At 64.6% G+C, this 12,031-nt stretch carries 7 protein-coding genes and 2 tRNA genes; 5 read left to right on the plus strand and 4 right to left on the minus strand.

What is annotated here, in order from left to right; genetic code table 11:
- Positions 1-102: 102 nt before the first annotated feature.
- Positions 103-3,882: a bifunctional nitrate reductase/sulfite reductase flavoprotein subunit alpha gene (locus LOY54_RS20515; RefSeq protein ID WP_258607731.1), complete on the minus strand. Its 3,780-nt coding sequence runs from the start codon at positions 3,880-3,882 to the stop codon at positions 103-105.
- 296 nt (positions 3,883-4,178) lie between these two features.
- On the opposite strand from LOY54_RS20515, the gene map reads away from it, so the two are divergent.
- From map to LOY54_RS20530, 3 genes are all read left to right on the plus strand, one after another.
- Entirely contained in the window at positions 4,179-4,967 is a 789-nt protein-coding gene (map, locus tag LOY54_RS20520; RefSeq protein WP_045195491.1) for a type I methionyl aminopeptidase, read from the plus strand.
- A 90-nt stretch (positions 4,968-5,057) separates the two neighbouring features.
- Positions 5,058-5,753 carry a DUF1266 domain-containing protein gene (locus LOY54_RS20525; RefSeq protein WP_093380348.1) on the plus strand — a complete coding sequence of 232 codons (696 nt, stop codon included), beginning with the start codon at positions 5,058-5,060 and terminating at the stop codon, positions 5,751-5,753.
- Positions 5,750-8,449, plus strand: coding sequence for a DUF805 domain-containing protein (locus tag LOY54_RS20530; protein WP_258607733.1), 2,700 nt, complete (start codon positions 5,750-5,752; stop codon positions 8,447-8,449). Before LOY54_RS20525 ends, LOY54_RS20530 begins: the two co-directional genes overlap by 4 nt.
- On the opposite strand, the gene LOY54_RS20535 is transcribed toward LOY54_RS20530, so the two are convergent.
- The 3 genes from LOY54_RS20535 to LOY54_RS20545 all read right to left on the minus strand — a co-directional run bounded on the left by LOY54_RS20535 (position 8,443) and on the right by LOY54_RS20545 (position 10,460).
- On the minus strand, positions 8,443-10,134 hold the full coding sequence (locus tag LOY54_RS20535) for a molecular chaperone HscC (RefSeq protein ID WP_045195497.1): 1,692 nt from the start codon (positions 10,132-10,134) through the stop codon (positions 8,443-8,445). The two genes, LOY54_RS20530 and LOY54_RS20535, sit on opposite strands and share 7 nt — an antisense overlap.
- Before the next feature lie 157 nt (positions 10,135-10,291).
- Positions 10,292-10,368, minus strand: a tRNA-Asp gene (locus LOY54_RS20540).
- Positions 10,369-10,384: 16 nt separating this feature from the next.
- Positions 10,385-10,460: transfer RNA gene (locus tag LOY54_RS20545), tRNA-Val, on the minus strand.
- A gap of 160 nt (positions 10,461-10,620) precedes the next feature.
- Here LOY54_RS20545 and rdgC point away from each other — a divergent pair.
- Positions 10,621-11,541: a recombination-associated protein RdgC gene (gene rdgC, locus LOY54_RS20550; RefSeq protein ID WP_258607735.1), complete on the plus strand. Its 921-nt coding sequence runs from the start codon at positions 10,621-10,623 to the stop codon at positions 11,539-11,541.
- Between the two features lie 168 nt (positions 11,542-11,709).
- Positions 11,710-12,027: a quaternary ammonium compound efflux SMR transporter SugE gene (sugE, locus tag LOY54_RS20555; protein WP_258607737.1), complete on the plus strand. Its 318-nt coding sequence runs from the start codon at positions 11,710-11,712 to the stop codon at positions 12,025-12,027.
- Positions 12,028-12,031 lie beyond the last annotated feature (4 nt).

Raw genomic sequence — 12,031 nt, forward strand, 5'->3', positions numbered from 1 at the left:
GAGCGTGCCAACTGCCAAAGCCTTTGAAACCGAGGCTTGTGCGCGATCCACTGGCGCCGTTATCGACCCAGACTGGTGCAGCGCTCCCCCTTATGGGGCACTTCAATACACGTCACGCAGGTAACGCTTGGCGCGATTGAGTTCGCTGACATAAGCCTCGGCCCGTTCCACACTCATGCCACCGTGCTGCTGCACCAGTTGCTTGAGCGCCGTATCAACATCGCGGGCCATGCGCCCGGCATCGCCACAGATATAGAAGTGCGCGCCCTCCTCCAGCCAGCGCCACAGCTCGGCACCCTGTTCGAGCATGCGCTGCTGCACGTAGATCTTCTGCGCCTGGTCGCGCGAGAAGGCGGTGTCCAGGCGGGTCAGGTGACCGTCGCGCTGCCAGGCCAGCAACTCGTCGCGGTAGTAGAAATCGGTGGCCGCCTGCTGCTCGCCGAACAGCAGCCAGTTGCGACCGCGGGCCCCTTCGGCCTGACGTTCCTGCAGGAACGCGCGAAACGGCGCCACACCGGTGCCGGGGCCGACCATGATCACCGGCGCCGTGCTGTCGCCGGGCAGGCGAAAGTGCGTGGTCGGCTGCGCGAATATCTCGACCCGGCCAGGCTCGCTGCGGTCGGCCAGGTAGGTCGAGCACACGCCCTTGCGCTGGCCGTAACGGACAGTGGAAACCGTCAGGTGCACTTGATCCGGATGCAGCTTCTGGCTTGAGCTGATCGAGTACAGCCGCGGCTGCATGGGTTTGAGCAGGTCGAGCCAAGCCTGCAGGCTCAGTTGGGGCTTGCACGCATGCACCAGGTCGATCAGTTGCTTGCCCCACAGCCAGTCCTTGAGCGCAGCCTTGTTGTGCGGCTCAAGCAATGCGCGCAGTTGCGCATCACCCGGGGCGAAAGCCTCGAGCAACTGCGGGGTAATGCGGGCGATCTCCAGGTGCTCAAGCAATGCCTCGGCCAAGGGCATGTCGGCCTGGCCTTTGAGGCTGACACAGTGTCCGCCATCGAAGCGGGTGGCGGTCAGTAGCTCATCGACCAGCGCCGGACAGTTGCGCGGCCATACACCCAAGGCGTCGCCGGCGTGATAGGTGAACCCGCTGTCGCCCAGATCGAACACCAGTTGCCGGGTTTCCTTGACCGCGCCAGGGCCGTTAAGCAGGCGGTTGCCGACCAGGGTGGCTGGCAACGGCCGGGTCTTGCTGAAACCGCTGGCCGTTGGCGTTGGCGCTTCGAGCAGCAGTTCGCCGTGGCCCAGTTTGCCCAGCAGTGCCTGCAGCCATTGCCCCGTCGATTCATGCAAATCGCCCTCGCAATCGACCCGTTCCAGCAAGCGCTTGGCGCCCAGTTCGGCCAGGCGCTGATCGAGCTTGCGACCAAAGCCGCAGAACTGCTCGTAGCTGGAATCCCCCAGGGCCAATACCGCATAAGGCACGCCGACGCAGCGCTGGGCATGCTCGCCATGCAGGCCGCGCCAGAACGCCGCACCGCTGTCCGGCGCATCGCCGTCGCCGAAGGTACTGGCGATCAGCAGCAGGCTGGCGGGGCGGTCCAGTTGCTCCAGGGCCAGGTCTTGCATGCAACTCAACTGCACCGGCAAGCCGACCTGGCGCAGGCGTGCGGCGCACTGCTCGGCCAGGGCCTGACTGTTGCCGGTCTGCGAGGCCCAGAGCAGCAGGTGCTGGCCCTGCACGGCAATGGCTTGATGATCGATCTGGGTGGCGTTGATGCGCTCGCCGGCAACCCGGCTCAGGGCCACCGCGCAGTACTTGAAGGCCGGTTGCAGCGACAGCGGATCGACCGCGTCGCTGGTGACGGCATTGATCGCCAGGTTCTCGCCATAAACGTCGTTCCAGTGAAACGGCGCAAAGCAGTTGCCCGGCAGCACCCGAGCGGTAATCCGTGCCGGCAGCAGCGCCTGCCCGCGTCGGGAGCGGATCTGCACCTGATCCTTGTCAGCGATGCACAGGCGCTCGGCATCGTCCGGGTGAATCTCTACGAACGGCCCGGGGTCGAGCTTGTTCAGCGCCGCCACCTTGCCGGTCTTGGTCAGGGTGTGCCACTGATGCTGGACCCGGCCAGTGTTGAGCACCAGCGGAAATTCGGCGTCCGGCAGCTCGGCGGCGGGCAGCCAGGGCCGGGCGAAAAAGCGTGCCTTGCCGCTGCGAGTGGGGAAGGCAATGGCCGGTACTTCGCCTTGGCCGTCGTGGCGCAGGGCCTGGCTGACGCCGTCGTTGCGATAGCGCAACGGGCTGCGGTCATTGTTGCGCCCGGGCTCGCACGGCCACTGCCGCGGCGCCTCACGCAAACCGGCGTAGCTGACGCCGCGCACATCGTAACCGGTGGCCGGGTTCCAGGCCTGGCGCAGCTCGTCGAACACCGCTTCGGCATTGGCGTAACTGAAGGCCTCGGCGTAACCCATGGCGCAAGCGATTCGGGCGATGATCTGCCAGTCGGGCAGGCTCTCGCCCGGCGCCTCGACGGCCTGGTTCATCAAGGTCAGGTTGCGCTCGGAATTGACCATCACCCCCTCGCCTTCGGCCCACAGCGCGGCGGGCAAGAGGATATCGGCGTAACGGTTGGTCTCGGTGTCGAGAAAGGCGTCCTGGGTGATCACCAGCTCAGCCGCCTGCAACGCCTCGATCACCTGCTGGCGATTGGCGACGCTGGCCACCGGGTTGCTGCAGATGATCCAGCAGGCCTTGACCTGCCCGGCGGCGAGGTTTTCGAACAGCGCCACCGTGCCGTCACCGGCTTCGCTGCGCAGGCTGCCAGCGGGAATCTGCCACAGTTGCTCGACAAAGGCGCGATCGCGATCGACCAATGCCGAACGCTGCCCCGGCAAGCCCGGGCCCATATAGCCCATTTCTCGCCCGCCCATGGCGTTGGGCTGGCCGGTCAGCGAGAACGGCCCGCTGCCCGGCCGACAGATAGCACCAGTGGCCAGGTGCAGGTTGCACAGGGCGTTGCTGTGCCAGGTGCCATGGATGCTCTGGTTCAGGCCCATGGTCCAGCAACTCATCCACTCCGGAGCCTGGCCGATCCATTCGGCGGCCTGGCGGATATCGGCCTCGCTCAGCCCGGTGAGGGCGGCAACTCGCTCAGGTGTGTAGTCCTGCAAAAAGGCCGGCATGTCCTCCCAGCCTTCGGTGTAGCGCTGGATGAACTCGGCGTCGCACTGGCCGTTTTCCAGCAGCAGGTAGAGCAGGCCGTTGAGCAGCGCCAGGTCGCTGCCCGGTTTGATCTGCAGGAACAAATCGGCCTTGTCGGCGGTGGCGCTGCGCCGCGGGTCAACGACGATCAACCGGGCCCCGGCCTTGAGCCGGTCGAGCAGGCGCAAAAACAGGATCGGGTGACAATCGGCCATGTTCGCGCCGATCACCAGGAACACCTCGGCGCGGTCAAAATCCTGGTAGCTGCCCGGCGGCCCGTCGGCGCCCAGCGACAGCTTGTAGCCGCTGCTGGCGCTGGCCATGCACAGGCGCGAGTTGGACTCGATATGGCGGCTGCGGACAAAGCCCTTGGCCAGTTTGTTGATCAGGTACTGGGCCTCCAGCGACATCTGCCCGGAGACATAAAAGCCCAGGGCGTCCGGGCCATACTTATCAATGATCGCCCGCAGGCGCCGGGCCGCCTGTTCAATAGCGGTGTCGATGCCGCTCTGCACCGGGTCGCGCTGGCGCTGCTCGCGCACATAGGCATGCGTCATGCGCCCGGACGCACTCAACGGTTGATGGGCGGTGAGGCCCTTGGTGCACAGGCGGCCAAAGTTGCTGGGGTGCTGTTTGTCGCCACTGATCTTGGTCACCCGCCCGCCTTCGACGTTCATGACGATGCCACAACCGACGCCACAATACGGGCACACGCTGCGCACGCTGGTGCTGCTCATCGGCCTACCTCCTGATTGCGCAAACAAAAAGGCGCCCTGCTGCCCCGGCCTGAATGAACCAGCGGGGGCAACACGGCGCCTTTGTCGTGAACGGGGCAATCTGCGTTGATTGCCGGATGCTCAGGCTGTAGCAAGGGTCGCGCCACAATTGGCAGCGCCTTGTGCGGCGCGGTTCAGGCGTTCAGGGCGCCTGCCCGGCCGCACTGCATTGGGCCGGCCTGCACCATCGGATGGCACAGCCAGCGGGCCAGGCCTTATCATGGGCAGACATTCCGAGAGATGAAAAACCTCCTCCCATGAACCAAGTGGTTTTGAAAAACGCCGAACAACTGGCCCTGATGCGCAATGCCGGGCAATTGCTCAGCCAGGTGTTCGCCCACCTCGACAGCTTCATTGCTCCCGGGGTCAGCACCCTGCAGATCAACGACCGGGCCGAGGCATTTATCGTCGATGTGCTCAAGGCGCGCCCGGCGAGCAAGGGCCAGTACGGTTTTGCCTATTCGCTCAATACCTCGGTCGACCATGTGGTGTGCCACGGCGTGCCGCATGCCGATGAGGTGCTCAAGGCCGGCTCGATCGTCAACGTCGACATTACCCTGGAACAAGGCGGCTACATTGCCGACTCGTCGAAGATGTACTGCCTGGGGCAGATCGATGCAGCCGCCCAGCGACTGGTCGACACCACCTATGCCGCGCTCTGGCAAGGCATTCGCCAGGTGCGTCCGGGCGCGACCCTGGGCGATATCGGCCACGCCATCCAGCGCCATGCCGAGGCAGCGGGCTACAACGTGGTGCGCGAATACTGCGGCCACGGCATAGGCCGGCAGATGCACGAGGCGCCCGAGGTTCTGCATTACGGGCACAAGGGCAGCGGCCTGCAGCTCAAGCCGGGGATGGTGTTTACCATCGAACCGATGATCAACCAGGGCGGGCGCGGGGTGCGCACGCTCAAGGACGGCTGGACGGTGATCACCCGCGACCGCAGCCTGTCCGCGCAATGGGAGCACACCATCGCCGTCACCGCCGAAGGTTTCGAAGTGCTGACCCTGCGCGAAGAAGAGCGCGCCATGCTGGTCCACGCTTAAGTCAGTTTGCCGCGCACCGCGCGGCTCTCTACAATCCGCGCCATTACGGCCGGCACCCGCACATTTTCCTACCGGCCCCGGAGCTTTTTCATGGAAGAAATCGAGCAGCACTGGCTGTACGCCCTTTCCGCCCCCATGGCCGCCCTCAACGGCGCCAGCTACACCGCCGCGACCTACTTCGAGACTTACGACGAAGACGAGACCGACCTCAAGAAGTGGTGGGGCATCCACAATCGCCAGGAGCTGCTGAACATGCTCAGCATGGCCGACACCGGCCATGCCCTGGAGCTCAAGGACGCCTATTGGCAAGCCGCCCGCTGCCTGCCCAGCGAATGGCCGCAGGTGCTCGAAGCGCTGACCCCGCGCCAGCGCATCCAGTACGAATTCGCCCGGCGCACCCTCGGCGACTGCGGCCAGGGTGGCGTGCGCGCCTGGGACCTGGGACGCATGGGCTACCTGCTGCGTGCCGGGTTGCGCAAAGGCTACCTGAGCATTCATGAAAGCCACTATCTGCAAGGCCGCCTGGCCGTGCGCGCCCGCCACTACTACAACGGCTGGGACCGCTACCTGGCCGGCTACCTGTTCGGCAAGGCGCTGTGGAACTGCTCCAGCGCCAGCGACGAAGAACTGGCGCAATGCCTGGAGCGCCAGGGCAGCGAACACTGGAACCGCTGCATCATGATGAACCTGAGCCACGACGCCCTGGGCTTTTTCGCCAGCATCCCCTGGGACCTGCCGCTGAACCTGCCGGAACGCCCTGACACCCTGCAAGGAGGCTGGTCATGAGTTGCTGGATTCACCTGGGCATCGAGCCGACCAACGATCCCGATGTCATCCGCGGCGCCTACCGCGCACTGCTGCCGCAGCACCACCCGGAAACCGACCCGCAGGGTTTCCAGGCCTTGCGCGAGGCTTACGAGCACGCCCTGCGCCTGGCCCGCGACGAGCCGGATGAGGCCGCTGAGGATGCACAGCACGACGATTCGGCGCCGGTGCGCAATGCCCTGATCGAACAGACCATGAGCGACTTTTCCAAGTTGCTCGGCGACCCTGCCCGCCGCTTCGATCCCCCGGCCTGGCAGGCCTTCATCGATGGTTTCAGCGGCCTGACCCTGGGTGACCAGGAGCAGGTCAGCTGGCACTTGCTGTACCGGCTGATGGAAACCGGGCCGTTGTCGCACGCCTGCGTGCAACTGATGGCCCGGCACCTGGGCTGGGAAAACGAAGTGCTGCGCCTGGAAGATCCGCGCCAGGCTGACGAATTCCTCGAGCGCATTAGCGAACCGGACCCGTTCGACACCAGCTTGATGAAGCACTGGTCGATGCCAGTGCAAGTCGAAACCCTGTGGTATGCCCGGAACCTGGATTTCCTCTACCACACCCGGCCGCTGTTCGAGTTCGAAAGCTTCGTCAGCCTGCACACCTGCCAGCCGTTCCCGGATGACCCGGCCTATATCCAGCGCCTGCTGGTCAAGCTGTGCCAGGCCGGCATCGGCAGCAGCAGCTTTTTTGCCCTGATCGCCGAACAGCAACGCCAGGCGCCGGACGATATCGACCTGCTGTACCTGCTCGCCTGCCAGGCCAGCGACACCGGCCAGGAAGAACTCGCCCGCCAGTGCTGGACCCGCCTGTGGCGCGAGCACCAGCATCCGGAAGCCGCACGCTGGCTGCTCAACCTGTGCGCCAAGCATCAACCGCAGCGCTTGGCGCTGTTGATCCAGGCCCTCGACCGCCTGGAGCCGGTGTATGAATGGCCGCAAGACCTCAACGATCCGGCACAGATCTGGGGCAGCCCGTCGCAGCGCCCGGAAACCCTGACGCGCTGGTTCGACGCCGCCCGTGACGAGCAGGAAGGTATCGCCGGCGAGTTCATCAAGTGGCGCCTGGACGGCAAGGACGAACTGCCGCTGCTGGCCTGGCTGCTCGACGACCAACTGGATCGCCAGCTGCAGCGCCTGTACCGCCACGCGTGGGCCCTGCACCGCGGTGACAGCGGCCTGCTGCGACAGATCATGGCCGAGCCGCTGGGCGACGATCCGCTCGACCAGCTGATTATCGAAGGCTTCAAGTACCAGGCCGAACAGCAGTTGCGCTGGCTCGAGCAGTCACCGCTGGCCCTGGCCCTGACCGCCTTTATCAACAGCCCGGCGGCGCAACCGCAACTGCCCGAGGTGCTGCAGGAAGGCCCATGCCAGACAGTCGCCCGCGACTGGCTGCGGCGCATGCGCAGCTACCCGGCCGCCACCCTGCCGAAGCTGACCGCGCTGATCAAGCCGGCCAACCTGATGCCGACGCCTTTTGCCCTGCAGCTGCTGTCCGACCTCGCCGAAGCCGGCATCGAACTGCCGCGCCCGCCTGCCGACGACGGCCTGTGGACCTGGCACCGGCAGAACCTGTTCATGCTTGCCCTGGTCGAACAGCCCGAGCGTTGGCTGGCGATGGTGCCGGCGCAGTTGCTGGCCAGCCTGCCCTACCCGGCGGAGCATCCGTTCGCCCGCCTGCAGCAACTGTTGCTGCGCCTGCAAAGCCAGCAAGGCAATGTCGATGGCCTGCTCGGCTGGCTGGATGACAACGATCCGCTGCAGTGCTTTATCGGCCAGCGCCTGTCGACGGTGCAACAAGCCCTGGACAGCGCCAAGCTGCCCAGCAACCTGAAACTCTACGCCTGCCTTGAGAACGACCCGCGCGCCTTTGATGAAGACGTGCTGGGCATGATGGTGCTATGCGCCGTCCTCTATCACGACCCGACCCTGAGCGCCGAACAGCATGGCAGCCTGCTGCGACGCATCTCTACCTTGACCTGCCCGGATGACTGGTTCGAGCCGTTTCGCAACGGCCTGATCAAGGGCGAGCCGGTGCGCCCGCCACGCAAGGTGCTGGAAGAAGACGAACTGATCAACAGCACGCTGTTCTACAGCATGCTCGACAGCCTCAAGGACCTGGCCCGCTACGGCCGCGCCGGGGTACCGCGAGCCAAAGTGCTCAAAGAGCTGCAGCGCGGCAAGGATTACCCGGGCATGGACGCCGGCATTCGCGCAGCGATCACCGCCTTGCTGTCGTGGTCCGAACGCCTGCTGCTGGAAAATTCCGGCAGCCAGCCGGTACCGGCCTCGCACCTGTGGAAACTGGGCAGCCGCCTGGGCCGCAAGGGTTATGGTGTGCAGGTGGCCGTGAGTGTCCTTCTCGGGCCGATCCTGACCCTGATGGCCGGCAGCGCGATCGAGCAGATCTTCTTTGGCCTGCTGTTCGTCGGTGTGCTGGGCAGCGCCACGCTGCGCCGCCTGCACGACATTGGCCGGGGCATCCCGATGATGATCATCTTCGTGATGCTGATCCCATTCCTGCAGTTCTTGCCGCTGGTGCTGTTGCTGCTACCGGGCGAACCGCTGCCCAACCGCTACGGCGTGCCGCCCGGCAATCAGCCGCAGGACACCTTGGAGGGTGGCCTGCAGGCCGCCTTGCGGCGGCTCAACGGTCAGTAACGCATGTCGTCCAGCGCCTCGATCAGGCGCTGGCGGGCCCCGGCGATCTCGCTTGACTCCTGGCCGGCCAGGATCGCGCTGAACTCTTTGAGCCAGTCGCCGATCGCATCGCGCTCAGGCCCCAGGCTCTGCGCCCAGGCCCGCTCCAGGCGGGCCAGCAAGGTGCGGTTGGGCAAGGCGTCGCGCGGGTGGATCTTCAGCCCGGCCAGGCGCTCATGGCTGGCCTGGCGCGCCTCGTCGTCAAGCCCGGTGGGGCTGCGATCGATCACGTGGCTGAATTGCTCGCGCGTCTGCGGCAAGGTCACATCGACTTCCAGCAGGCCGTTGATGTCATAGCTGAAGCGCACATCCAGGCGCTGGATCTTGCCGTTGGGGGTCAGCGGGATCGTGAAGGCGTCGACAAAGATGTTGTCTTCGACCCACGGCCGTTCACCTTGGTAGACACGAATGCTGATGGCTTTTTGCTCAACATGGGTGCTGTAGAACGGCTTGATCCGTGAGGTCGGGATCACCGTATTGCGGTCGATGATCGGCGCAAAGATCTCGGTCTGGTAGTCGCCATCCATTGCCGCAATTCCCAGGGTGTAGGGGCAGACATCGGTGAGGATCAGCTCTTCGATCGCCGAATCGCGCGCCTTGCATGCCGCCTGGGTGGCAGCACCGAGGGCAACGATGGTGTCCGGGTCGAGGTGGCGGTAAGGCAGGCGGCCAAACAGGGTCGAGACCATCTGCTGGACCACCGGCATGCGCGTGGCGCCGCCGACCAGCACCAGGCTGTCGAGGTCACTGGCACGCAGCCGCGCATCGCGCAGGGCCTGCTCGATCGGCGCGCGAATCCGCGCCAGCAACGGCGCCCAGATCTTCTGCGCGCGGGCTTCATCCAGCAGCCACTGGCGGCTGACGCCATCACCGTTCCAGCTCAGGTGCTGCTCGCCTTCGCCCAGCTTGCACTTGAGCTGCTCGATGGCGTCGGCAAGGCTGGCCAGGGCCTGGGGCGCGAGCATCGTCGGCTTGAGCTGCCAGTCTTGCAGGCAGGCCTGAAGCAAAGCGCCGGTAAAGTCTTCGCCACCGAGGAAGTTGTCGCCGGTCGAGGCATGCACCTCGATCAACGGCAGCGCGTATTCCAGCACCGTGACGTCGAAGGTACCGCCACCGAGGTCGAAAATCAGCGTGCGTTCGAACTTCTGCTCGTGCAGGCCGTAGGCCATGGCCGCGGCGGTCGGTTCGTTGATCAGGCGCTGGACTTTCAGCCCGGCAAGCTCGGCGGCAAAGCTGGTGCGCTTGCGCTGCTCGTCGCTGAAATAGGCCGGTACGGAAATCACCGCTTCGCTGATCGGGCAGCCGAGGAAGGCTTCGGCATCGGCCTTGAGCGCACCGAGCACCAGCGCCGAGAGCTCTTCCGGGCTGAAGGCCTGCTCACCGAGGCTGATCTTTTTTTCGCTGCCCATGAAACGCTTGAAGGCAGCAGCCGTGCGTTGCGGGTGGGTGGTCAGGCGTGAACGCGCGGCCTTGCCAACCAGGATGCTGCCGTCTTCGTCGAGGCTGACCACTGAAGGCGTGAGCACGTCGCCCAGGGCGTTGGGGATCAGTTGTGCCCGGCCGTCCTGCCAGACCGCCACCAGGCTGTTGGTGGTACCCAGGTCGATACCCAGCATTGGCGCCGGGGAGGTGCTTGCATCCTGCATGTGTGATCTCTTGCTCAGAAGTGGGGCTGGCACGGAGAAAAACAGTAGCGTCCCAGCGTACTGGTGGATTCTGGACGAATTCCAGAAACAAAAAAAGCGACCCTAAGGTCGCTTTCTTTGTGGCTTCAGGGTGTTCAGTGGGCCCTGAAGCTAAATATGGCGCAGCGGACGGGACTCGAACCCGCGACCCCCGGCGTGACAGGCCGGTATTCTAACCGACTGAACTACCGCTGCGCGATACACTGAGAAGTGGTGGGTGATGACGGGATCGAACCGCCGACCCTCTGCTTGTAAGGCAGATGCTCTCCCAGCTGAGCTAATCACCCTTCGTCTCGGTGTGGCGCGCATTCTACGGAGCACCGAACACTCTGGCAAGCACTTTTTTAAAAAAATTTTTCAGGCGTTCCAAAGACTTAGCGGTGCTTGGCCTGAAGCGCCCGCTCGGAGTTTAATGCCCTCCTTATGTGTTGAGGAGAGATTCACCCCATGTGGTTCAAAAACCTGCTGACCTACCGCCTGACCCAGGACATCCCGTTCGACCCCGAGGCACTGGAAACCGCTCTGGCCAGCAAGCCGGCTCGCCCCTGCGCCAGCCAGGAGTTGACCACGTACGGCTTCGTCGCCCCGTTCGGCAAAGGTGAAGACGCGCCCCTGGTGCATGTCAGCGGTGACTTCCTGCTGATCGCCGCGCGTAAAGAAGAACGCATTTTGCCCGGCAGCGTCGTGCGCGACGCAGTTAAAGAGAAGATCGACGAGATCGAAGCCGAGCAGATGCGCAAGGTCTATAAGAAGGAGCGTGACCAGATCAAGGACGAGATCATCCAGGCCTTCCTGCCGCGTGCCTTTATCCGCCGCTCGATGATCTTCGCCGCCATCGCCCCCAAGCAAGGCCTGATCCTGGTCAACTCGGCCAGCGCCAAGCGTGCCGAAGACCTGCTGTCGACCCTGCGTGAAGTCATCGGCTCGCTGCCGGTGCGCCCGGTGACCGTCAAGATCGCCCCGAGCGCGACCATGACCGACTGGGTCAAAACCCAGCAAGCGGCGCCGGACTTCTATGTACTGGACGAGTGCGAGCTGCGCGACACCCACGAAGACGGCGGCATCGTCCGCTGCAAGCGCCAGGATTTGACCAGCGACGAGATCCAGATGCACCTGGGCACCGGCAAGGTGGTCACGCAACTGTCGCTGGCCTGGCAGGACAAACTGTCGTTCGTGCTCGACGACAAGATGGTCATCAAGCGCCTGCGCTTTGAAGAGCTGCTGCAGGACCAGGCCGAAGAAGACGGCGGCGACGAGGCCCTGGGCCAACTCGATGCCAGCTTCACCCTGATGATGCTGACCTTTGGCGAGTTCCTGCCGGCGCTGTTCGAGGCATTGGGCGGGGAAGAGATCCCACAGGGGATCTGACTTTAAGCTGCAAGCTTCAAGCTGCAAGAGAGAGCAACAGCCACCCGCGCTGCCTTTGCTTGCAGCTTGTCGCTTGCAGCTGATAGCTTATGCCCCCTGTGAGGACGGCCTCACGACGCACCGCGTGACCATTCCGGGGACGGCCCCATCACTTGATGGAGACTCTGCATGTCCTGGATCATCCTGTTTTTCGCCGGCCTGTTCGAAGTCGGCTGGGCCGTCGGCCTGAAATACACCGACGGCTTTTCCCGCCCGCTACCCACCGTACTCACCGTCGGCGCCATGGTCATCAGCCTCGGCCTGCTGGGCCTGGCCATGAAGGAATTGCCGCTGGGCACCGCCTATGCCATCTGGACCGGGGTCGGCGCCGTCGGCACGGTGATCGCCGGGATCATCCTGTTCGGCGAATCCATGGCCCTGGTGCGCCTGGTCAGCGTGGCGCTGATCATCTGTGGCCTGGTCGGGCTCAAGGTCAGCGCCAACTGACCCC

This window comes from Pseudomonas sp. B21-032, assembly GCF_024748965.1.
In the GTDB taxonomy this organism is placed as follows: Bacteria; Pseudomonadota; Gammaproteobacteria; order Pseudomonadales; family Pseudomonadaceae; genus Aquipseudomonas.